Genomic DNA, 21,361 nt, shown 5'->3' on the forward strand with positions numbered 1-21,361 from the left:
GTTAGAGCCTCAGGCCGGCCGCACCAGAACGTGTTTTTTCTTGCCCAGTGAAAGCTTTACGACGTTTTCCGGACTCAGATCCTGAAGCGTGACCATGCGGCGGTCGTCACTGACCGACTGGTCGTTGATGCGAACCGCGCCGCCCTGTATGTGCCGCCGCGCCTCGCCATTGGACGATGCCAGCCCGGCCGTGACCAGCAACGACAGGATGCCGACGCCGGTTTCGAGTGCTGCCTTGTCGGCCCCGACGGTCGGCAATGTGTCGGCGAGCGCCCCTTCCTCGAAGGTCTTGCGCGCGGTTTCCTCGGCCTGGTTCGCCGCTTCGCGGCCATGGACGATCGCTGTCGTCTCCGTCGCCAGGACCTTCTTGGCCTCGTTGATCTCGGAGCCGCCAAGTGCCGCCAGGCGCGCGATTTCGGGCAGCGGCAGGCGGGTGAATATCTTCAGGAAGCGCTCGACATCGGCGTCCTCGGTGTTGCGCCAGTACTGCCAGAAATCATAAGGCGAGAAGAGGTCGCCGTTGAGCCACACCGCACCCTTTGCCGACTTGCCCATCTTGGCGCCCGACGATGTCGTGAGCAGCGGCGTGGTCAGCGCGTAAAGCTGCGGCGTACCCATGCGATGGCCGAGATCGACGCCGTTGATGATATTGCCCCACTGGTCCGAACCGCCCATCTGCAGGCGGCAGTTCTGACGTCGGGCGAGCTCGACGAAATCGTAGCCCTGCAGGATCATGTAGTTGAATTCGAGGAACGACAGCGATTGCTCGCGGTCGAGCCTGAGCTTGACACTGTCGAAGGTCAGCATGCGGTTGACGGAAAAATGGCGGCCGACATCGCGCAGGAACTCGACATAGTTGAGCTTCATCAGCCAGTCGGCATTGTTGACCATGATGGCGTCGTTCGGGCCGTCGCCGAACCGCAGGATGCGGCCGAAGATGCGCTTGATGCCTTCGATGTTGTTGGCGATCGCTTCCGGCGTCAAAAGGCTGCGCTGGTCGTCGCGGAAGGACGGGTCGCCGATCATCGACGTGCCGCCGCCCATCAAGGCGATCGGCCGGTGCCCGGTTTCCTGCAGCCAGTAAAGCATGGTCGCCGAGATCAGATTGCCGATATGCAGGCTGGTGGCGGTGGCGTCGTAGCCGACATAGGCGGTGACCGTTTCCTTGGCGAAAAGCTGGTCGAGGCCGGTCTCATCCGAAATCTGGTGGATGAAGCCGCGCTCGCTCATCGTGCGCAGGAAATCGGATTTGAAGGCAGGCATGGTTTCTTTCCCGAAAGGATCCGCCCGGTTCGGCGCGGGCATATGTGAACGGGCGCGTTTAGCATCCAAGCGCGATCAGCAAAAGTGGAATCCGGTTTTGCGTCTGATCGCGTGCCAACCAGCAGTTCGCGATCAGCAAAAGTGGAATCCGGTTTTGCGCCAGATTGCCTATGTGCCAGGGATCACAGGTTGTCCTGACGATCACCCGTTGTTGAAACGGTGCATCGCGCCTTCCGGCACGAATGCTTGCTTCATCGGTTCGGCTGGCGTAATGAGGCGCCGCGCCAAAGGTTCTTGCAGCCCACGAACTCGAGCGGCACCGCACGGCATCCATCAATGCCACATTCGACGACAGAGCCCCGACGCGACATGCCGGACGCATTGATATCCATCGTCATTCCTTGCAGGAACGAGGCGGCAAACCTGCCGCTGCTGATCGACGAGATCGAGGCGGCGATGGCCGGTCGCGACTTCGAACTGATCATCGTCAATGACGGCTCGACCGACGAGACGGCTGCCGTGCTTACCGAACAGGCGGCCCTTCGTTCTTTTCCGGTGCGGGAACTGCGGCACCAGAAATCCGCCGGCCAGAGCCTTTCGGTGCGCTCGGGCGCCTGGGCGGCGCGCGGTGGCATCGTCGCCACGATCGACGGCGACGGCCAGAACGATCCGCAATACATTCCGGTGCTGGTCGACGCCTTGCGGCTGGCCGGCCCCGATTTCGGCGCCGCCCAGGGGCAGCGCCTCAAGCGTCGCGACAGCAAGGTCAAGCAGCTGGCGTCGCGCTTCGCCAACTGGCTGAGAAACGCCATCCTGCACGACGAGACCCGCGATACCGGCTGCGGCCTGAAGGCTATCCACACCGATATCCTGCGCAAACTGCCCTTCTTCGACGGCACGCATCGCTTCGTCCCGGCCCTGGTCATCCAGGAAGGCTATCGCGTCGTGCATTGCGATGTCGTCGACCGTTCGCGCCGCCACGGCAAGTCAAACTACGGCATTTTCGACCGCGGCCTGCAGGGCGCGCTCGATCTCGGCGGTGTCTGGTGGCTGCGCCGCCGGCGCCGCAGAATGCCAAAAGTAGAGGAAATCAAGCGTGTTTAACGTGCTTCAGGAACTGGCGACCTGGCTTCACCAGGTTTTCATCAAGCAATTCGATGCGTGGATCCTGCTCGGCTTCGTTGCGCAGTTCTTCTTCACCATGCGCTTCGTCGTGCAATGGCTGGCTTCGGAAAAGGCCAAGCGCAGCGTCGTGCCGGTGGCCTTCTGGTTCTTCTCGCTGTTCGGCGGCGGCCTGCTTCTGATCTATGCCATCCAGCGCCAGGATCCGGTGTTCATCGCCGGCCAGGCCATGGGCATGTTCATCTACATCAGAAATCTCTGGCTGATCGCCAATGAGCGCAAGGCGGCGATGACGAAGGTCGATTGAGTGGCCCGTCATTGCGAGAAAATGGTTAGAGAGGCGGATGCATGGCGTTGAACAGGAACTACATTCTTCTTTTCCTGTTCAGCCTGGTGATGACGCTCTCGGGGCTGGCATCGCTGCCGCCGATCGACCGTGACGAGTCGCGCTTCGTCCAGGCGACCAAGCAGATGGCCGAGAGCGGCGACTATGTCGACATCCGCTTCCAGGAGGCCTCGCGCTATCAGAAGCCGGTAGGTATCTACTGGCTGCAATCGGCGGCCGTGACGCTGAGCGGCAAAGGCGCCGAGGCGCCGATCTGGGTCTATCGCACGATCTCGGCGCTCGGCATTGCCATCGCGGTGCTGGCGATCGCCTGGACGGGAACCAATCTTTTCGGCGCCAATGCAGGTATCGCCGCCGGCCTGGTGTTGGCGGCGATCTTCGCCACGGCTTTCGAGGGCCGCGACGCCAAGACCGATGCGATGCTGCTGGCCTGTTGCGTGGCGGCGCAAGGTGCGCTGGCGCAGATCTATCTCGCATCGCGCCGCAACGAACCGGTCGCTGGCCATCTCTGGTGGATTTTCTGGGTCGCGCAAGGGGCGGGGATCCTCATCAAGGGGCCGATCGCGCCGCTGCTGTCGGCGCTGACCATCGCGGCGCTGTTCGCCTTCGAACGTGACGGGCGCTGGCTGTCGAAGCTCAGGATTGGGCGCGGCCTGTTGCTGGTCGTCGTGATCGCGCTGCCCTGGCTTGCCGCGATCACCTGGAAAAGCCACGGCGCTTTCCTGCAGCAAGCCGTCGGCAAGGACATGCTCGGCAAGGTCGCGTCGGGCGAGGAATCGCACGGCCTGCCGCCCGGCTTTTACATGCTGACCTATTCACTGTTCATGTGGCCGTTCGGTCTGATCGCGGTCGGCGCCGGCCTTCAGGCCCTCAACCGTATGCGCGACGATGTCAGGTTGCGCTTCTGCCTTGCCTGGTACATCCCTTTCTGGCTGGTTTTCGAGCTGATCCCGACCAAGCTGCCGCATTATGTGCTGCCGGCCTATCCCGGCATGGCGCTGCTGATCGGCTGGCTGCTGACATTGCAGCCCGAGGACGCCAACGCATCGCTCAAGCGCTGGCAGCAATGGCTGTGGTGGTCGACCGCCTTCGGTCTGTTCGTGGTCAGCCTCGGCCTTGCGGCGGTCTCCATTGGAGCGCCGATCTACCTCACCCACAGCTTCTCCTGGTGGAGCATTCCGGCCGCTGCCGCCGCATTGGGCACTGGCTATTTCGCCTTTTCGCGGCAGTTGCAGGTGCCGTTGCCCCGGATCGGAGCCACCGCCGCCTGTGCCGGCATCACCTATGCCTTGCTGTTCGGCGTCATCGCGCCGTCGCTGAAACCGATCTGGCTGAGCCCGGCGATCAAGCAGGCGGTGCTTGCCAACAAGCCTTGCGACACGACGGTGCTGGCCTCGGCACGGTTTCAGGAGCCGAGCCTGGTCTTCCTGGTCGGCACGAAGACGGTGCTGACCGATGTCGGCGGCGTGGCGCAGCATCTGCTTGCCGATCCGGCCTGCGCCTTGGGGCTGGCGCCGATCGAGGACGAGCAGAAACTGAATGGCATACTGTCGGTGCAAGGCAAATCGGTGAAACGGGTCGCGGAGATCGATGGCCTCAACTATTCGTCGGGAGACAAATTGTCGCTTGGCCTCTATCGTGTGGCCCCATGACGGCTCGTCGATGCCCATGACGGCAACAATGGGGTCGAATTCTCAATGCTCGTAAAATCGCGCCCTTCCGTTTCCGCCACGCTGCTTGCGGTGGGCCGCCGATCCCTGGACAATTTTCGCGACACCATGCGGATCGTGAGAGGACGCTTTGCCGCTCGCCCCGCGCGTTACCCCAACATCGCATGGCCGGTTTGGCTCGCCGTTTGGGTGTTGCTGACGGCAGCGGCATTTGTTCGTCTCGATACACCGGCAGGGATGGTCCATGGTCAATGGTCGGGAGCCGGGCTGGCGGAATTCCTGACCCAGTTCGCTCTCGGTGGCTGGTACCTGATCCCGTCGGCGCTTTTGCTCGTCGGCGCCAATCTGACCGATTGGCGCAGCCTTTCACGGCGATCGCTGATGCTCGTCTACAACTGGACTTGCCTGGCTTTTCTGGTGCTGAGCGCCGTCGGCCTGTCGGGCCTGCTGGTCAATGTGCTGAAATATGCGATCGGCCGGGCCCGCCCGCTCTACTTCCAGGATTTTGGTGTGCTCGCCCTGCATCCGTTTGCCTTTGACGCGCGCTTCGCCGGTTTTCCATCCGGCCATGCCACGACGATGGGGGCAGTGTTCGGCGTTCTCCTGCTTTTGTTTCCGCGGCGTTGGTACATCACCCTTGTGATCACCGCCTGTCTCGCCTCGACCAGGGTTTTCGTCGGCGCGCACTATCCGAGCGATACGGTGGCCGGATTCGGCCTTGGCTGCGCCTTCGCGCTGGCTTGCGGGCTGGTCTTTGCCCGGCTCGGCTTCATCTTCCGTCCGATGCCGTCAGGGTTGCCGGTCCGCAAGGCATCGTTCCGGCTGATTGCTCCGGAAAAATAAGTCGTTGCCGGATCAATTGCTGTCCAGGCCGCCGTACGACCTTACCAGGCGAGCCATGTCGGATGCATTGGCGACTTCGCTTTCAAGTCCCTGCGCCACGCCGGCGCGATCGGCGACGGGGCGGTTCTGGCTGACCTTCCACTTGCCGTGGATCTCGCTGATCTCGATCTCCAGCCCGATAATGCCCTTGATCTGCGACTGGATGAAGGGCGGGGGCGCATCGGTCACTGCCCAGGGCGCCTCGCGGGCACCTTCCTGGGAAGCGGTCAGATCACCGATCTGCCGCGCCAGCCACTCCTGGTCGTCGATCACCTTTGCGGTGCCGCGCACCTGCACGATGGCGTAGTTCCAGGTCGGCACCACCTTGCCTGTCTCGCGCTTGGTCTCGTACCAGGAAGGCGTCACATAGGCGTCGGCGCCCTGGAAGACGATCAGCACCGGCGATGCCGGATTGTCGGCAATGAGACGCCAATGCGGGTTGGCCTTTGCCATGTGAGCCCGCAGTCTGCCGTTCGGCGCCACTGCGGCGTCGAGCAAGAAGGGAATGGCGTTGGCGACCGGGCCGTCAGGCCCGTTCGAGATCAGCATGCCGAGCGGATGCGCCCTGATCAGTCCATGCAGCACGTCGGGCCGCGTTTCCTGGAAATGGGGAGGCTCGTACATCGGCGCTGGTGCCTTTCCTGCTTATCTCAGCCGCTTCGGCCGCGGATCGGACAATTCGCCCGCCAGCCGGCGGTCGAGATAGTCCGCGCATTCCTCGATCAAGAGATCTGCGTGGTTGGCGAAGAAGTGGTTGGCGCCGGGCAGGGTCTTCTGCGTGATGGTGATGCCCTTTTGCGTATGCAGCTTGTCGACCAGCCCTTGCACATCCTTCGGCGGAGCCACCTTGTCGGCATCACCGTGGATAATCAGGCCCGATGACGGGCAGGGCGCCAGGAACGAGAAGTCATAGGTGTTGGGCTGCGGCGCAATCGAGATGAAGCCCTCGATCTCCGGCCGGCGCATCAAAAGCTGCATGCCGATCCACGAGCCAAAGGAATAGCCGGCGACCCAGCAGCTCTTGGAATCCGGGTGCAGCGACTGGACCCAGTCGAGTGCGGCGGCCGCGTCCGACAATTCGCCGGTGCCGTGGTCGAATTCGCCCTGGCTGCGGCCGATGCCGCGGAAATTGAAGCGCAGCGTGGTGAAATCGCGCTTCTGGAACATATAGAAGAGGTCGTAGACGATCTTGTTGTTCATCGTGCCGCCGAACTGCGGATGCGGATGCAACACGATGGCGATCGGCGCGCTCTTTTCCTTGGAGGGCTGGTAGCGTCCCTCCAGGCGGCCGGCCGGACCGGTGAAAATGACCTCAGGCATGAAATACTCCACTTGGGTATACGAATGCGCGGCGCCCGGAACGAGTCTTCCTCTGGCCTTGACGCAGGGCGAGCGTCTTCTTAGAAGCTAGTTTAGAACTATTCAAAACTGGGTGGCCAGACGTCGAGCCCGGCCACCCGCGCCGCAAGCCGCGTAAATAGGACGGCTCGCCTTGGAATTTCAAGGAAATAACGCCATACGACGACCGAATGGCTTCTGACGGGATCAACTGGACGAAAATGGCCGCAAAACGCGCCTATCTCGACTATAATGCCAGTGCGCCGCTGCTCCCAGCGGCACGCGAGGCTATGGTCGCGGCGCTCGACGTGGCGGCCAACCCGTCATCGGTCCATGCCGAGGGCCGCGCCGCGCGGCGCCTGATCGAGACGGCAAGGCGCGAGGTTGCGGCTCTGGTCAATGCCAGGCCCGAACATGTCGTTTTCACCTCCGGCGCGACGGAAGCCGCGTCGACATTGCTGGCCCCCGATTGGCAGATGGGGCGCGGCAGCGTGCGCATGAGCCGGCTCTACGTCTGCGAGGCCGACCATCCCTGCCTGTTGAATGGCGGACGCTTCCCGGCGGTGCAGGTGACGCGCATCGGCGTCGATGCCAACGGCATTGCCGACCTTGCCGCCTTGGCCGCGGCGCTTGGCGATCACGACAAGGCCGATGGCCTGCCGCTGGTCGCAATCCACGCCGCCAACAACGAGACCGGCGTGATCCAGCCAATCGATCGCATCGCCGAAATCGTCAAGGCCGCTGGCGGCATTCTTGTCGTAGACGCCGTTCAGGCCGCCGGCCGCGTTTCGATCGACATGTCAGCGGGTTACGCCGATTATTTGATTCTGTCTTCGCACAAGATCGGCGGTCCCAAGGGCGTCGGCGCGATCGTCGCCGCCGCCGATCTGATGATGCCGAAGCCGCTGATCAATGGCGGCGGCCAGGAGAAGGGCCATCGCGGCGGCACCGAAAATCTCGCCGCCATATCAGGCTTTGGCGCCGCCGCGCGCGAAGCGCTGGCCGGCCTGCCGGCGATCGATGCGGTGCGCCAGCGCCGCGACGAGATCGAGACAATCGTGAAAATGCTCGTGCCGGACGCGGAAATCTTTGGAACCGGCGCGCCAAGGCTTGCCAACACGACATTCTTCGCTATTGCGGGCATCAAGGCCGAAACCGCGCAGATCGCCTTCGATCTCGCCGGTGTCGCGCTGTCGGCCGGCTCCGCTTGTTCGTCGGGCAAGGTCGGGCCGAGCCACGTGCTGAAAGCCATGGGCTATGGCGACAGTCTTGGCGCCTTGCGCGTCTCGATCGGCTCAGCGACGGGCGCGGAGGACATTGAATTGTTCCGCACTGCGCTGGCGGGGATTGCCCAGCGCCGGACGGGCAGGGAACAGGCCGCCTGACGCGGTGAAAAGGAATTCAGGCTTCGCAGCCTGGTAGAGCCGTGCGTTTGCAAGTGGCCGGGTGAATTTCCGGTCGAAACGCACTATATGGAACTTACGCCACTTCCGGCGCCTCCAGGGGCTGCCGTTTGCGGTGCCATAGTTTGAAAACTGTCGGGCCTTGACCCCGGCGTGGATGGAGAACGGATATGCCTGCTGTGCAGGACACGATCGATCGGGTCCGAAAGATCGACGTCGACCAATACAAATATGGATTCCAGACCGAGATCGCTGTCGACAAGGCCCCCAAGGGCCTGAGCGAAGACATCATCCGTTTCATATCGGCCAAGAAGGACGAGCCGTCCTGGATGCTGGAATGGCGCCTGGAAGCTTATCGGCGCTGGCTGACGCTGGAGGAGCCGACCTGGGCGCGCGTCAATTACCCGAAGATCGATTTCCAGGACATCTACTATTATGCGGCGCCCAAGAGCACGCCTGGCCCGTCGTCGCTCAGCGATGTCGATCCGGAACTCTTGAAGGTCTACGAGAAACTGGGCATTCCGCTGCGCGAACAGGAGATCCTGGCCGGCGTGCAGAAGACCGATGCCTCCGATCTCGAGGAGCCCAGCGACAACGTCTACAAATCCGGCCGTGTCGCCGTCGACGCGGTGTTCGATTCCGTATCCGTCGTCACCACCTTCAAGAAGGAGCTGGCGCAGGCCGGCGTCATCTTCTGCTCGATCTCGGAAGCCATCCGCGAGCATCCGGAACTGGTGCAGAAATATCTCGGCTCGGTCGTCCCGACCTCCGACAATTTCTACGCCACGCTGAATTCGGCCGTCTTCACCGACGGCTCCTTCGTCTTCGTGCCCAAGGGCGTGCGCTGCCCGATGGAGCTGTCGACCTATTTCCGCATGAACGAGAAGAACACCGGCCAGTTCGAGCGCACGCTGATCATCGCCGAGGAGGGGGCTTACGTCTCCTATCTCGAAGGCTGCACCGCGCCGCAGCGCGACGAGAACCAGCTGCATGCCGCGGTCGTCGAACTGGTGGCGCTCGACGATGCCGAGATCAAATATTCGACCGTGCAGAACTGGTACCCCGGCGACGCCGAGGGCAAGGGCGGCATCTACAATTTCGTCACCAAGCGCGGCGACTGCCGCGGCGACCGCTCGAAGATCTCGTGGACGCAGGTCGAGACCGGTTCGGCCATCACCTGGAAGTATCCGAGCTGCATCCTGCGCGGCGACGACTCTTCCGGCGAGTTCTATTCGATCGCCGTTTCCAACGGCTATCAGCAGGTCGATAGCGGCACCAAGATGATCCATCTCGGCAAGAACACGTCGAGCCGCATCATCTCCAAGGGCATCGCCGCCGGTTTCTCGCAGAACACCTATCGCGGCCAGGTCTCGGCGCACCGCAAGGCGACCAACGCCCGCAACTTCACCAATTGCGACAGCCTGCTGATCGGCGACCAGTGCGGCGCGCACACCGTGCCTTACATGGAAGCCAAGAACTCGACCGCACAGTTCGAGCATGAGGCGACGACGTCGAAGATTTCCGAGGACCAGAAATTCTACGTCATGCAGCGCGGCATTCCCGAAGAGGAAGCCATCGCGCTGATCGTCAACGGCTTCGTCAAGGACGTCATCCAGCAGCTGCCGATGGAATTCGCCGTCGAGGCGCAGAAGCTGATTGGCATCTCGCTTGAGGGCTCGGTCGGCTGACCGGACAGATATTCAGGAAACAAAAGAATGCTTGAGATCAAGAACCTGCATGCCCGCATCGTCGATGACGGCACCGAAATCATCCGCGGCCTGAACCTGACGGTGAAAGCCGGCGAGGTCGCCGCGATCATGGGCCCGAACGGCTCGGGCAAGTCGACGCTGTCCTATATCCTGGCCGGCCGCGAGGACTATGAGGTCACCGAAGGCGACATCCTCTATAACGGCCAGTCGATCCTCGAAATGGATCCGGCAGAGCGCGCCACGTCAGGCATTTTCCTCGCCTTCCAGTATCCGATGGAAATACCGGGCGTGGCGACCATGGAATTCCTGAAAGTGGCCATGAACGAGCAGCGCAAGGCGCGCGGCGAGGAGCCGCTGAAGATCCCGGAATTTTTGAAGCGGGTGAAGGAAGCCGCAGCCTCGCTCAACATGGACATGGCGATGCTGAAGCGGCCGCTCAATGTCGGCTTCTCCGGCGGCGAGAAGAAGCGCGCCGAGATCCTGCAGATGAAGCTGCTGGAGCCGAAACTGTGCGTGCTCGACGAAACCGATTCCGGCCTCGACATCGATGCGCTGAAGATCGTTTCCGACGGCGTCAACGCGCTGCGCGCGCCGGACCGGGCGTTCCTGGTGATCACCCACTATCAGCGGCTGCTCGAGCACATCGTGCCCGACAGCGTGCACGTGCTCTACAAGGGCCAGGTCATCAAATCGGGCGACAAGTCGCTGGCGCTCGACCTCGAAGCCAATGGCTATGCCGGTGTGATCGGCGAAGCCGCGTGAGATGCCAGAAGGCAAGGTCAAACTGATGAACATGCACGCACAACCGCAGCGGACACCGGCCGAAACAGCGTTGATCGACGCGTTCGGCGACCGGCTGTCGCTGCTGCCGGGCGACGGCGCGGTGATGCTGAAGCGCGACGACGCCATAGAAAGGGTCAAGCACGGCCTGCCGACCCGGCGCATCGAATCCTGGCACTACACCGATTTGCGGCGGCTGCTGAACGCGGTGCCGGATTTCGACCCGGCTGCCATGGCGAAGGCTGTTGCACCGATCGTGGAAGGGTCCGCCGTCCTGCCGGTTCTGAACGGCAAGTCCGACGCCAAGGTGCCGGCCATCGAAGGCGTTACCGTCGAGTGCCTGTCGGAAAAGCTGATTGATGGCAGCATCGCGCCGGGGCTCGACCCCTATGGCAGCGACGATGCCATCGGTGCGCTGAACACGGCTTTCCTCGCCGACGGTTATTTTGTCGACATCGCCGACGGCGCCGAATTGGAAAAGCCGATCGAACTGCAGAACCTGCAGGCCGGCGGCCAGGCCCATGTGCGCCTCATGGTGCGCATCGGCAACGGCGCCAAGGCCGTCATCGTCGAGCGTCAGGCGGGTGATGGTGCCGCGCTGGTCAGTTCGGTCAGCCAGCTCGTGCTCGGCGAGGGCGCCGAGGTGACGTGGCTGATCGTCCAGGAACAGCCGGAGACGGCGACGCATCTGGCGCAGTTCAAGGCCCATATCGGCAAGAACGCGAAGCTGGCGCTGTTCGTCATGAACGCCGGCGGCAAGCTTGTGCGCCAGGAGGTCATGGTCAAGACGACGGGCGAAGGCGCCGATTTCAAACTGCGCGGCATCAACCTTCTGGCCGGCGATACCCATAGCGACGTAACGATGGTGCTCGACCACGCCGTGCCGCACACGACTTCGACCGAGGTCATCCGCAACGTCGTGACGGGCAAGGCGCGCGGCGTCTTCCAGGGCCGCATCAACGTCCACCAATATGCGCAGAAGACCAACGCCAAGATGGCCTGCAACACGCTGCTGTTGTCGGACGATGGCGAGTTCTCGACCAAGCCGGAGCTCGAAATCTTCGCCGACGACGTCGTCTGCGGCCATGGCGCGACGGTGACCGAGATCGACCACGACCATCTGTTCTACCTGATGGCGCGCGGTGTCGACGAGAAGTCTGCCCGTGGCCTGCTGGTCAAGGCCTTCGTCGCCGAGGTGATCGAGGAACTGGACGACGAGACGATCGTCGAGGCGCTGGAAGCGAGACTCGACGAATGGTTTGTGACGCACGGGTGAGATCATGAACGCTCCAGGCAAGATCGGAGATTTCTACGACGTCGAGGCGATCCGCCGCGACTTCCCGATCCTGTCGCGTGAAGTCTACGGCAAGCCGTTGGTCTATCTCGACAACGGCGCCTCGGCGCAGAAGCCGCAGGTGGTGCTGGACACGATCCAGCATGCCTATTCCCAGGAATACGCCAACGTCCATCGCGGCCTGCATTTCCTGTCGAATGCCGCGACCGACGCCTATGAAAAGGCGCGCGAGACGGTGCGTCGCTTCCTCAACGCGCCGAGCACCGACAACATCGTCTTCACCTCCAACACGACCTCGGCGATCAACACCGTCGCCTATGGCTATGGCATGCCCAATATCGGCGAGGACGACGAGATCGTGCTGTCGATCATGGAACACCACTCCAACATCGTTCCCTGGCATTTCATCCGCGAGCGGCAGGGCGCCAAGCTGGTCTGGGTGCCCGTCGACGATCTCGGCGCCTTCCACATCGAGGAGTTCGAGAAGCGGCTGACCGACCGCACCAAGCTCGTCGCCATCACGCAGATGTCGAATGCGCTGGGCACGGTGACGCCGATCAAGGAGATCGTGCGCATCGCGCATGCGCGTGGAATTCCCGTGCTGGTCGACGGCAGCCAGAGCGCCGTGCATATGCCGATCGACGTGCAGGATCTCGACTGCGACTTCTTCGTCTTCACCGGCCACAAGGTCTACGGTCCCTCGGGTATCGGCGTGCTCTATGGCAAGAAGGACATTCTTGCGGGCATGCGCCCCTTCATGGGCGGCGGCGAGATGATCGAGGAAGTGACGGAAGACATCGTCACCTACAACGAGCCGCCGCATCGCTTCGAGGCCGGCACGCCGCCGATCGTCCAGGCGATCGGGCTCGGTGCTGCCCTCGACTACATGGAAAAGATCGGCCGCGAGCGCATTGCGGCGCATGAGGAAGACCTCAAGACCTACGCGCATGAGCGGCTGCGCGCCATCAACTCGCTGCGCATCTTCGGCGATGCGCCGGGCAAGGGCGCCATCATCTCCTTCGAACTGCAGGGCATTCATGCCCATGACGTGTCTATGGTGATAGACAGGCAGGGCGTGGCCGTGCGTGCTGGCACCCATTGTGCCCAGCCGCTGTTGAAACGCTTTGGCGTAACCTCCACATGCAGGGCATCGTTCGGCATGTATAATACCAGGGCCGAAGTCGACGCTTTGGCCGAGGCGCTTGAAAAAGCGCGCAAGTTCTTTGGATGACGGCCATGGATGATGCGAGCACCACCGCCGAGACCGCGCCGGAAACGGCCGCCAACGGCATCGTCTCGGCCTCGGCCATTCCCGCCGACGAACTGGCGCGGCTGACCGACGACATCGTTTCGGCGCTGAAGACGGTCTACGATCCCGAAATTCCCGCCGACATCTACGAACTCGGCCTCGTCTACAAGATCGACATCGAGGACGACCGCTCGGTCAAGATCGACATGACACTGACCGCCCCGGGTTGCCCGGTGGCCGGCGAAATGCCGGGCTGGGTTGAAAATGCCGTCGGCGCCGTCGAAGGCGTGTCCGGCGTCGAGGTCAACATGACCTTCGACCCGCCCTGGTCGCCCGACCGCATGTCGGAAGAGGCGCAGGTGGCGGTGGGGTGGTACTAATGCATGTCGCCCAAAAGTGACCTCGGTTTTGGGGCAACGACATGCATAAAACAAAAACCAAAAGCGCCTCACGCTTTAGGCGGGTCGAGCGTGGTGCACTTGCGCCAGTGGTAAAACTTCACCATTTTAGGTGAGGAATCATTCGGCAGGCCTTGAACCTGCACGGAATGGAGAAGGAAAGAGAATGGGACGCTTTGCCGTCATCACGATGACCGAAAAGGCCGCTGACCGGGTGCGCGAGATCGTTGCCACCCGCGACAACGCGCATGGTATTCGTTTGGGCATCAAGAAGGGCGGCTGCGCCGGCATGGAATACACGGTCGACCTGGTCACCGAACCCAACACCAAGGACGACCATATCGAGCGCAATGGTGCCCATGTCTATGTCGCGCCGGAAGCCGCGCTTTTCCTGTTCGGCACCGAGATGGATTTCGAGCAGACCACGCTGCGCACCGGCTTCACCTTCCACAACCCGAACCAGAGTTCGGCCTGTGGCTGCGGCGAATCCGTCGAATTGAAGCCGGCTGACCTGAAGGCGCTGGCAGAGGCACGCGCGTCGGCCTGATCTTTCCTTCGCCCCGTTTACGGGGAGAAGGACCTTAATCCACCCACATGCCAGTCCGCTTGTGCCAGTCGGCGATTGATTCCGCGGGATAGACATCGAACGTCTTGTCGCCCCTGCCGATATCGGGTTCGACCCAGTTCGCCTTATATTTCAGCATCAGATGCACCTTTTCCGGTGGTTGCGGCAGGTCGCTGTCGATCGCCGAGGCGAAGGGGTGCACCAGCTCCGGCCATGTCGGGTCGTAGAGCCAGAGCGCCGACCCGCATTTGCGGCAGAAATTGCGCTCGCCGGTCGAGACCTCACAATGGGGGTGCTCGTCGTCCTCGATCTCAGCGCGGTAGACGCCAAGGCTTCTCTTGCCCCTGATGTTCAGCGTTTCGTAGTCGGCGCCGAGATTGATGGCGAAGCCGCCGCCGCCTTGCTGCTTGCGGCAGATCGAGCAGTAGCACAGCATGAACGGCACGGGCGTGTGGCTTTCCACCTCGAAACGCACGGCGTTGCAGCGGCAGGACCCCTTGAGCAGAAGCGGCATCGCAAAAACTCCGATGGAATGGTTTCAACCTGTCAGCATGGTTTTGGTTGCGCGATGACAATATCGAACGCCGGTGACATGATCACCGCATGGACAATGAACGTATCGCCGAACTCTTCGCCGGCCTCGGTCCGGTCAGCATCCGCAGGCTGTTCGGCGGCAAGGGCATCTATTTCGACGGCGTCATCGTCGCCATCGAACTGCGCGGCGAATTGCTGCTGAAGGCCGACGCGCAAAGCGCGCCCGATTTCGAAGCCGCCGGATGCAAGCAATGGGCCTATACCGGCAAGCGCCACGGCAAGCTTGTCGCGATGCCCTATTGGAACATTCCCGACAGCGCCTTTGACGATCCCGACGAGATGACGGTGTGGGCACGCCGCGCCTATGAGGCAGGTCGGCGCGCAGGGACGTGACCTACAGCGCCTTGGCGATCTCGGCCGCCAGCCGCGCATTGTTTTCGACCAGGGCGATGTTGGTCTTGAGGCTGCGGCCGCCGGTCAACTCCAGGATTTTTCCCAGCAGGAACGGCGTCACCGCCTTGCCGGTCACGTTGAGCGCCTCGGCGGCCTTTTGCGCGGCTTCGATGTAGCCCGCCATCTCTTCAGCCGGGATTTCTTGATTTTCCGGCACAGGGTTGGCAACCAGCACGCCGCCGCCGAGCCCCAGCGCAACCCTGGTCTGGTAGAAATGCGCGATCTCTTCCGGTCCATGCAAGGTCAGCGGGGCGCGGAACGGTGACTGCCGCGACCAGAAGGCCGGCATCGTCTCGCAGCCATGGCCGACAACGGGAACGCCGCGCGTCTCCAGCACTTCCAGCGTCTTTTCGATGTCGAGGATCGCCTTGGCGCCAGCCGAGACCACGATGACCGGCGTGCGCGCCAGTTCGTCGAGATCGGCGGAGATGTCAAAACTCTTCTCGGCGCCCTTGTGCACGCCGCCAATGCCGCCGGTGGCGAACACTCTTATCCCGACCATTTCAGCCGCGATCATGGTGGCGGCGACTGTCGTGCCGCCGGTGCGTCCTCGGGCGACGGCGAAGCCGAGGTCGGCGCGCGACAGCTTCATGGCTTCACCGGTCATTGCCAGCGATTCGCGTTCGCCGTCGGAAAGGCCGATCTTGATGCGGCCGCCAACCACGGCGATCGTCGCCGGTACGGCGCCGCCGTCGCCGATGATCTTTTCGACATTGGCCGCCATGGCGCCATTGTCCGGGTAGGGCATGCCATGGGTGATGATGGTGCTTTCCAGCGCCACAACCGGGCGCCCGGCGGCCAGGGCTTGCGCCACCGGCGCGTGGATGTCGATGAAGGGGCGGGCGGTTTCGGGGCTCATCTGGATCTCCAACTCGCGGGTGCGGCGCATGGGGGACACCCGGCAACACAGCGGTACTATGAATTTGCCGGTCTCATGCCACTTCCCTGGCTTCCGGCACAAGAGCCAGCGCTTCCGCGAAGCTTGCCGCGGTGAAATTGGGAATGGCGTCGGCGCTTTCGATGGCCAGCGTCGCCGCCGCGACGCCTTCCCGCAAGGCCTGGCGCAGCGGCAGGCCGCGCAGCAGGGCTGCCACCGTCGCACCCGCCAGCGCGTCGCCGGCGCCGGTGACATCGGCGACTTTTCTCGGGGCAGGCGGCAGGATCGAAAACGCGCCTGCTTCATCGAAACCCAGCACCGGCGCGCTGCCTGCCGTCACGACGCCGCTGGCAAGGCCGCTGCATCGCAAGCCGTCGACGACATTTCTTTCGGCGGCGTTGGCGTTGACGCCTGCAAGCACGACGGCCTCGCGCCGATTCATGAAGACCAGCGCCAGCGCGCCGAGCACCGGTATCAGCCGCACCACCTTGGCCGGCGAAATGGCGATGGCATAGACCGGCTTGCCGGCGGCAAGCGAAGCCAGCCGCTCCAGTGCCGGCGACGGCAGATTGGCGTCGCACAGGATGGCGTCGGCGGCCGCGATCGCCTCGCGGACCTTGGATCGCCTCATCTGCTTGGGAAACGCCAGTTCGTACAGCGCCATGTCGGCGAAGCCGACGATCAACTCACCCTCGCGATCGATCAACGCGGTGTAGCTCGGCGTCGTGCGGTCGAGGAAGACCGCCGACAGGTCGGCGATGCCGGCTTGCGCGATGGCCCTCGAAATGGTGTCCGCCCCGGCATCGCCGCCGCGTATCGACATCAGCGAGCCCGATACGCCGCGCCGCACCGTGCTGCGCAGCGCATTGAACACGCCGCCGCCGACATCCTCGCGCATCGTGCCGGGATTGGACGCCGCCGGCACGTAGGTGCCTGACACCTGTCCACGCCGGTCGATATGGGCGCCGCCCACGGCCAGTATCTCTATGGATTTCACCATGCTGGCGATATGCCCTTTGTTATTGCGACTGCACAAGCGCTAGACTGCGCCATAGACCTTCGCCAGCAAGATGGCGATTCGGCGGGTCGATACAATCGGGCAGTCTGGCCCAATGCGGGGCGCATTCCTGTTCGATCTCTTGGTACGAAAAAAGAACAAATCCGGATATCGCTTGGTTTTCAGATATTTGATCCCTCTTGCCAAACGAGAACAAAAAAGGTACAAAATGGCAGGGATTACGGATTGTCCGGCCTTCATTGACGACCAAGGGGTGATGTATCATGGCTCAGAATTCTTTGCGGCTTGTAGAGGATAAGGCAGTGGACAAATCAAAGGCTCTGGATGCGGCGCTGTCGCAAATCGAGCGGGCTTTCGGCAAGGGCTCGATCATGCGGCTCGGCGCGAACGAGCAGGTCGTCGAGATTGAAACGGTGCCGACCGGCTCGCTTGGCCTCGACATCGCGCTCGGCGTCGGTGGCCTGCCGCGCGGCCGTATCATCGAGATCTATGGGCCGGAAAGCTCGGGCAAGACGACGCTGGCGCTGCACACGGTGGCTGAAGCCCAGAAGAAGGGCGGCATCTGCGCCTTCGTCGACGCCGAACACGCGCTCGACCCGGTCTATGCCCGCAAGCTCGGCGTCGATCTTGAAAACCTGCTGATCTCGCAGCCCGACACCGGCGAGCAGGCGCTGGAAATCTGCGACACGCTGGTGCGTTCCGGCGCCATCGACGTGCTGGTGGTCGATTCGGTCGCGGCACTGACGCCGCGCGCCGAAATCGAGGGCGAGATGGGCGATTCGCTGCCCGGCCTGCAGGCCCGCCTGATGAGCCAGGCGCTGCGCAAGCTGACCGCCTCGATCTCGCGCTCCAACACCATGGTGATCTTCATCAACCAGATCCGCATGAAGATCGGCGTCATGTTCGGTTCGCCCGAGACCACGACCGGCGGCAATGCGCTGAAATTCTATGCGTCGGTGCGCCTCGACATCCGCCGCATCGGCTCGGTCAAGGATCGTGACGAGGTCGTCGGCAACCAGACCCGGGTCAAGGTGGTCAAGAACAAGCTGGCGCCGCCCTTCAAGGTGGTCGAATTCGACATCATGTATGGCGAGGGCGTGTCCAAGACCGGCGAACTGGTCGATCTCGGCGTCAAGGCCGGCGTGGTCGAGAAGTCGGGCGCCTGGTTCTCCTACAATTCGCAGCGCCTCGGCCAGGGCCGCGAAAATGCAAAGCTGTTCCTGCGCGACAATCCCGATACCGCACGCGAGATCGAACTGGCGCTCAGGCAGAATGCCGGGCTGATCGCCGAAAAATTCCTCGAGAATGGCGGCTCTGAAGGCGGCGACGACGGTTTTGAGGACGAAGCCGGCGCGATGTAGGCAGCGGACAGAGTTCGGCCATAAAGTCGGTCTATGGCCTGATGCTTAAGTAATCGAGTTCTTTAGTACCGCGTCCAAAACCGCCGGCCTTCGCGCCGGCGGTTTTCGTTTCTGGCGGACCAATAGACTCCCCGGATTGGCCCAGTTCCGTGTTTCTGGACAGGCTGGGGCGTGCCCGCTAAAAGGCCAAGTCTATTTCTGCAAAGCAGAGACCAGTTTCCGCCGGCCGCGCCGGCGGTTTTCGCGAAAAGGCAGCAGTCATGAGTGGCGTGAACGAGATCCGGTCGACATTTCTCGACTATTTCCGCAAGGAGGGCCACGAGGTCGTGGCCTCGAGCCCGCTCGTGCCGCGCAACGATCCAACATTGATGTTCACCAATGCCGGCATGGTGCAGTTCAAGAACGTCTTCACCGGTCTGGAGAAGCGGTCCTATTCGCGCGCCACCACCGCCCAGAAGAGCGTTCGCGCCGGCGGCAAGCACAACGACCTCGACAATGTCGGCTACACCGCGCGCCACCTGACCTTCTTCGAGATGCTCGGCAATTTCTCCTTCGGCGACTATTTCAAGGAGCGCGCCATCGAGCTTGCCTGGAACCTGATCACCAAGGAGTTCGGGCTGAAGAAGGACAAGCTGCTGGTCACCGTCTACCATACCGACGATGAGGCGGCCGGCTTCTGGAAGAAGATCGCCGGCTTCTCGGATGATCGCATCATTCGCATCGCGACCTCGGACAATTTCTGGGCGATGGGCGACACCGGTCCCTGCGGGCCGTGCTCGGAAATCTTCATCGATCGCGGCGAGCACATCTGGGGCGGGCCTCCCGGCAGCCCCGAAGAGGATGGCGACCGCTTCCTCGAATTCTGGAACCTGGTGTTCATGCAATATGAACAGGTGACGAAGGAGGAGCGCATCGACCTGCCGCGCCCGTCGATCGACACCGGCATGGGGCTGGAGCGCATGGCCTCCATCCTGCAAGGCGTGGAAAGCGTTTTCGAGACCGACCTGTTCCGGCATTTGATCGATGCGGCGTCCTCCGCGCTCGGCCGCGCTCCCGATGCGCGAACGGTGGCGTCCTACCGCGTGATCGCGGACCATTTGCGCTCGTCTTCCTTCCTGGTCGCCGACGGCGTGCTGCCTTCGAACGAAGGCCGCGGCTACGTACTGCGCCGCATCATGCGCCGCGCCATGCGCCATGCGCAGCTGCTGGGCGCGAACGAGCCGCTGATGTGGAAGCTGGTGCCGGCGCTGGTACGTGAGATGGGCCAGGCCTATCCCGAACTGCTGCGCGGCGAACAGTTGATCACGGAGACGCTGAAGCTCGAGGAGACGCGCTTCCGCAAGACGCTTGTGCGTGGCCTCGGACTGCTTTCGGAGGCAACCGAAACACTTCATGCCGGCGACATGCTGGATGGCGAGACGGCCTTCAGGCTCTACGACACCTATGGGTTCCCGCTCGACCTGACGCAGGACGCGCTGCGCCAGCGCAATATCTCGGTCGATCTTGCCGGCTTCACCAACGCGATGGAGCAGCAGAAGGCCGAGGCGCGCAAGCACTGGACTGGCTCCGGCGAGGCCGCGACCGAGACCGTGTGGTTCTCTGTGCGCGAACAGACCGGCGCAACCGAGTTCCTCGGCTACGAGACCGAGCAGGCGGAAGGCCTCATCCAGGCGCTGGTCAAGGACGGCAAGACCGTCGACAGCGCCGGCAAGGGCGACGCCGTTGCGGTGGTCGTCAACCAGACGCCGTTCTACGGCGAGTCCGGCGGCCAGATGGGCGATACCGGCATCATCTCGGGCGAAGGGTTCTCGATCGAGATCTCCGACACGCAGAAGAAGGCGGACGGGCTGTTCGTGCATCTGGGCAAGGTGGCGAGCGGCACCGTCAAGACCGGCGCTGCCGTCGAGCTCAAGGTGGAGCATGCGCGCCGCACCAGGCTGCGGGCGAACCACTCCGCCACGCATTTGATCCATGAGGCGCTGCGCGAGGTGCTGGGCACCCATGTCGCACAGAAGGGCTCGCTGGTCGCGCCGGAGCGTCTGCGTTTCGACATCTCGCACAACAAGCCGATCTCGGCCGAGGAGCTCGAAGAGGTCGAGCGCATGGCCAACGAGATCGTCGTGCAGAACAGCCCGGTGACCACGCGCCTGATGTCGGTCGACGACGCCATCGCCGAGGGCGCCATGGCGCTGTTCGGCGAGAAGTATGGCGACGAGGTGCGCGTCGTGTCGATGGGCACGGGGCTGCATGGTGCCAAGGCCAACCGGCCCTATTCGGTCGAACTCTGCGGCGGCACGCATGTCAGGGCGACCGGCGATATCGGTCTGGTCCGCGTCGTCTCCGACAGCGCGGTGGCCGCCGGCGTGCGCCGCATCGAGGCGCTGACCGGCGAAGCGGCCAGAAAACACCTCGACGAGCAGGATCGGCGTCTGAAGGCGGCGGCGGCTGTGCTGAAAATCTCGCCCGCCGATGTGCCGGCCCGCGTCGAGGCTTTGCTCGAAGAGCGCAAGAAGCTCGAGAAGGACCTGACCGAAGCGCGCAAGAAACTGGCGCTCGGCGGCGGGGCCGCGGCGGGCCCGTCCTCGGAGAACGAGACGGTCGCGGGCATCGGCTTCCTCGGCAAGGCGGTCTCCGGCGTCTCGCCGAAGGATTTGAAGCCGCTGGCCGATGCCGGCAAGAGCTCGCTCGGCTCCGGCGTCGTCGTCTTCGTCGGCGCCGGTGAGGACAACAAGGCGAGCGTTGTCGTCGCTGTCACCGACGACCTCGTCGGTCGCTTCAGCGCCGTCGACCTGGTGCGCGTCGCCTCCGCCGTTTTGGGCGGGCAGGGCGGTGGCGGTCGGCCGGACATGGCCCAGGCCGGCGGCCCGGATGCCTCGAAGGCCAATGACGCGATCGCGGCTGTGAAGGCGGCGCTCGAAGCGGCGTAGGCCACGGAAGGCGACCTATCTTCGGAGGGCAGCGCTGCCCCTCATCTGGCTGCCGCCATCTTCTCCCCGTTTACGGCAGGGCTATCGCATATGAGCGATTGCCTGGATGAGATAGTCGTCATTCCAAGCGCATTTCTTGATGCGGTGGCTAATGGGGACTTTGTCGATGTCG

At 63.1% G+C, this 21,361-nt stretch carries 20 protein-coding genes; 14 read left to right on the top strand and 6 right to left on the bottom strand.

Annotated elements, in window-relative coordinates; all coding sequences use genetic code 11:
- Nucleotides 1-9: 9 nt before the first annotated feature.
- On the bottom strand, nucleotides 10-1,263 hold the full coding sequence (gene tyrS, locus ACWGS8_RS29090) for a tyrosine--tRNA ligase (protein WP_454584152.1): 1,254 nt from the start codon (nucleotides 1,261-1,263) through the stop codon (nucleotides 10-12).
- 369 nt (nucleotides 1,264-1,632) lie between these two features.
- Between tyrS and ACWGS8_RS29095 the strand changes: the two genes are divergently transcribed.
- From ACWGS8_RS29095 to ACWGS8_RS29110, 4 genes are read left to right on the top strand one after another with little or no spacing between them, the layout of a single operon-like run.
- The gene (locus ACWGS8_RS29095) at nucleotides 1,633-2,367 is read left to right on the top strand and encodes a glycosyltransferase family 2 protein (protein ID WP_454584153.1); all 735 of its coding nucleotides are present in this window, start codon (nucleotides 1,633-1,635) and stop codon (nucleotides 2,365-2,367) included.
- Entirely contained in the window at nucleotides 2,360-2,692 is a 333-nt protein-coding gene (locus ACWGS8_RS29100) for a lipid-A-disaccharide synthase N-terminal domain-containing protein (protein WP_454584154.1), read from the top strand. Before ACWGS8_RS29095 ends, ACWGS8_RS29100 begins: the two co-directional genes overlap by 8 nt.
- A gap of 41 nt (nucleotides 2,693-2,733) precedes the next feature.
- Nucleotides 2,734-4,383, top strand: a complete 1,650-nt coding sequence (locus ACWGS8_RS29105) for a glycosyltransferase family 39 protein (protein ID WP_454584155.1) — start codon at nucleotides 2,734-2,736, stop codon at nucleotides 4,381-4,383.
- A gap of 45 nt (nucleotides 4,384-4,428) precedes the next feature.
- Complete coding sequence (locus ACWGS8_RS29110) at nucleotides 4,429-5,244, top strand: phosphatase PAP2 family protein (protein ID WP_454584156.1); 816 nt, start codon at nucleotides 4,429-4,431, stop codon at nucleotides 5,242-5,244.
- Between the two features lie 12 nt (nucleotides 5,245-5,256).
- Here ACWGS8_RS29110 and ACWGS8_RS29115 read toward each other — a convergent pair whose 3' ends face one another.
- Together ACWGS8_RS29115 and ACWGS8_RS29120 are read right to left on the bottom strand one after the other, a co-directional pair.
- Nucleotides 5,257-5,907 (bottom strand): FMN-binding negative transcriptional regulator, encoded by a 651-nt coding sequence (locus ACWGS8_RS29115; RefSeq protein WP_454584157.1) that lies wholly within the window; start codon nucleotides 5,905-5,907, stop codon nucleotides 5,257-5,259.
- A gap of 21 nt (nucleotides 5,908-5,928) precedes the next feature.
- Nucleotides 5,929-6,603: an alpha/beta hydrolase gene (locus ACWGS8_RS29120; protein ID WP_027046762.1), complete on the bottom strand. Its 675-nt coding sequence runs from the start codon at nucleotides 6,601-6,603 to the stop codon at nucleotides 5,929-5,931.
- Between the two features lie 239 nt (nucleotides 6,604-6,842).
- On the opposite strand from ACWGS8_RS29120, the gene ACWGS8_RS29125 reads away from it, so the two are divergent.
- The 7 genes from ACWGS8_RS29125 to sufA all read left to right on the top strand — a co-directional run bounded on the left by ACWGS8_RS29125 (nucleotide 6,843) and on the right by sufA (nucleotide 14,001).
- The gene (locus tag ACWGS8_RS29125; protein ID WP_454584177.1) at nucleotides 6,843-8,006 is read left to right on the top strand and encodes a cysteine desulfurase family protein; all 1,164 of its coding nucleotides are present in this window, start codon (nucleotides 6,843-6,845) and stop codon (nucleotides 8,004-8,006) included.
- 188 nt (nucleotides 8,007-8,194) lie between these two features.
- Complete coding sequence (gene sufB, locus ACWGS8_RS29130; protein WP_454584158.1) at nucleotides 8,195-9,712, top strand: Fe-S cluster assembly protein SufB; 1,518 nt, start codon at nucleotides 8,195-8,197, stop codon at nucleotides 9,710-9,712.
- Nucleotides 9,713-9,739: 27 nt separating this feature from the next.
- Complete coding sequence (sufC, locus tag ACWGS8_RS29135; protein WP_023773200.1) at nucleotides 9,740-10,495, top strand: Fe-S cluster assembly ATPase SufC; 756 nt, start codon at nucleotides 9,740-9,742, stop codon at nucleotides 10,493-10,495.
- Nucleotides 10,496-10,520: 25 nt separating this feature from the next.
- Nucleotides 10,521-11,789, top strand: coding sequence for a Fe-S cluster assembly protein SufD (gene sufD / locus ACWGS8_RS29140; RefSeq protein ID WP_454584159.1), 1,269 nt, complete (start codon nucleotides 10,521-10,523; stop codon nucleotides 11,787-11,789).
- A 4-nt stretch (nucleotides 11,790-11,793) separates the two neighbouring features.
- A complete protein-coding gene (locus ACWGS8_RS29145; protein WP_454584160.1) occupies nucleotides 11,794-13,038 on the top strand; it encodes a cysteine desulfurase in 1,245 nt (414 codons plus the stop codon).
- 5 nt (nucleotides 13,039-13,043) lie between these two features.
- On the top strand, nucleotides 13,044-13,436 hold the full coding sequence (locus ACWGS8_RS29150; protein ID WP_454584161.1) for an SUF system Fe-S cluster assembly protein: 393 nt from the start codon (nucleotides 13,044-13,046) through the stop codon (nucleotides 13,434-13,436).
- A 184-nt stretch (nucleotides 13,437-13,620) separates the two neighbouring features.
- Nucleotides 13,621-14,001: a Fe-S cluster assembly scaffold SufA gene (gene sufA, locus ACWGS8_RS29155; protein ID WP_454584162.1), complete on the top strand. Its 381-nt coding sequence runs from the start codon at nucleotides 13,621-13,623 to the stop codon at nucleotides 13,999-14,001.
- A gap of 34 nt (nucleotides 14,002-14,035) precedes the next feature.
- On the opposite strand, the gene ACWGS8_RS29160 is transcribed toward sufA, so the two are convergent.
- Nucleotides 14,036-14,533, bottom strand: a complete 498-nt coding sequence (locus ACWGS8_RS29160) for a GFA family protein (protein ID WP_454584163.1) — start codon at nucleotides 14,531-14,533, stop codon at nucleotides 14,036-14,038.
- A gap of 89 nt (nucleotides 14,534-14,622) precedes the next feature.
- Here ACWGS8_RS29160 and ACWGS8_RS29165 point away from each other — a divergent pair, with 89 nt between their 5' ends.
- Nucleotides 14,623-14,946 (top strand): TfoX/Sxy family protein, encoded by a 324-nt coding sequence (locus ACWGS8_RS29165; RefSeq protein WP_454584164.1) that lies wholly within the window; start codon nucleotides 14,623-14,625, stop codon nucleotides 14,944-14,946.
- A 1-nt stretch (nucleotide 14,947) separates the two neighbouring features.
- Here ACWGS8_RS29165 and ACWGS8_RS29170 read toward each other — a convergent pair whose 3' ends face one another.
- On the bottom strand, nucleotides 14,948-15,865 hold the full coding sequence (locus ACWGS8_RS29170) for a pseudouridine-5'-phosphate glycosidase (RefSeq protein WP_454584165.1): 918 nt from the start codon (nucleotides 15,863-15,865) through the stop codon (nucleotides 14,948-14,950).
- A 73-nt stretch (nucleotides 15,866-15,938) separates the two neighbouring features.
- Nucleotides 15,939-16,883 (bottom strand): carbohydrate kinase family protein, encoded by a 945-nt coding sequence (locus ACWGS8_RS29175; protein WP_454584166.1) that lies wholly within the window; start codon nucleotides 16,881-16,883, stop codon nucleotides 15,939-15,941.
- A 281-nt stretch (nucleotides 16,884-17,164) separates the two neighbouring features.
- Here ACWGS8_RS29175 and recA point away from each other — a divergent pair, with 281 nt between their 5' ends.
- Together recA and alaS are read left to right on the top strand one after the other, a co-directional pair.
- Nucleotides 17,165-18,262, top strand: a complete 1,098-nt coding sequence (gene recA, locus ACWGS8_RS29180) for a recombinase RecA (protein WP_010909075.1) — start codon at nucleotides 17,165-17,167, stop codon at nucleotides 18,260-18,262.
- Between the two features lie 260 nt (nucleotides 18,263-18,522).
- Nucleotides 18,523-21,189, top strand: coding sequence for an alanine--tRNA ligase (gene alaS / locus ACWGS8_RS29185; RefSeq protein WP_454584167.1), 2,667 nt, complete (start codon nucleotides 18,523-18,525; stop codon nucleotides 21,187-21,189).
- The last annotated feature ends 172 nt before the right edge of the window (nucleotides 21,190-21,361 follow it).

Source organism: Mesorhizobium sp. 43Arga (genome assembly GCF_053714255.1).

Coding starts and splice junctions, on each gene's coding strand:
- tyrS (WP_454584152.1), bottom strand. CDS start 1,263: ATGCCTGCCTTCAAATCCGATTTCCTGCGCACGATGAGCGAGCGCGGC.
- ACWGS8_RS29095 (WP_454584153.1), top strand. CDS start 1,633: ATGCCGGACGCATTGATATCCATCGTCATTCCTTGCAGGAACGAGGCG.
- ACWGS8_RS29105 (WP_454584155.1), top strand. CDS start 2,734: ATGGCGTTGAACAGGAACTACATTCTTCTTTTCCTGTTCAGCCTGGTG.
- ACWGS8_RS29110 (WP_454584156.1), top strand. CDS start 4,429: ATGCTCGTAAAATCGCGCCCTTCCGTTTCCGCCACGCTGCTTGCGGTG.
- ACWGS8_RS29115 (WP_454584157.1), bottom strand. CDS start 5,907: ATGTACGAGCCTCCCCATTTCCAGGAAACGCGGCCCGACGTGCTGCAT.
- ACWGS8_RS29120 (WP_027046762.1), bottom strand. CDS start 6,603: ATGCCTGAGGTCATTTTCACCGGTCCGGCCGGCCGCCTGGAGGGACGC.
- ACWGS8_RS29125 (WP_454584177.1), top strand. CDS start 6,843: ATGGCCGCAAAACGCGCCTATCTCGACTATAATGCCAGTGCGCCGCTG.
- sufB (WP_454584158.1), top strand. CDS start 8,195: ATGCCTGCTGTGCAGGACACGATCGATCGGGTCCGAAAGATCGACGTC.
- sufC (WP_023773200.1), top strand. CDS start 9,740: ATGCTTGAGATCAAGAACCTGCATGCCCGCATCGTCGATGACGGCACC.
- sufD (WP_454584159.1), top strand. CDS start 10,521: ATGAACATGCACGCACAACCGCAGCGGACACCGGCCGAAACAGCGTTG.
- ACWGS8_RS29145 (WP_454584160.1), top strand. CDS start 11,794: ATGAACGCTCCAGGCAAGATCGGAGATTTCTACGACGTCGAGGCGATC.
- ACWGS8_RS29150 (WP_454584161.1), top strand. CDS start 13,044: ATGGATGATGCGAGCACCACCGCCGAGACCGCGCCGGAAACGGCCGCC.
- sufA (WP_454584162.1), top strand. CDS start 13,621: ATGGGACGCTTTGCCGTCATCACGATGACCGAAAAGGCCGCTGACCGG.
- ACWGS8_RS29160 (WP_454584163.1), bottom strand. CDS start 14,533: ATGCCGCTTCTGCTCAAGGGGTCCTGCCGCTGCAACGCCGTGCGTTTC.
- ACWGS8_RS29165 (WP_454584164.1), top strand. CDS start 14,623: ATGGACAATGAACGTATCGCCGAACTCTTCGCCGGCCTCGGTCCGGTC.
- ACWGS8_RS29170 (WP_454584165.1), bottom strand. CDS start 15,865: ATGAGCCCCGAAACCGCCCGCCCCTTCATCGACATCCACGCGCCGGTG.
- ACWGS8_RS29175 (WP_454584166.1), bottom strand. CDS start 16,883: ATGGTGAAATCCATAGAGATACTGGCCGTGGGCGGCGCCCATATCGAC.
- recA (WP_010909075.1), top strand. CDS start 17,165: ATGGCTCAGAATTCTTTGCGGCTTGTAGAGGATAAGGCAGTGGACAAA.
- alaS (WP_454584167.1), top strand. CDS start 18,523: ATGAGTGGCGTGAACGAGATCCGGTCGACATTTCTCGACTATTTCCGC.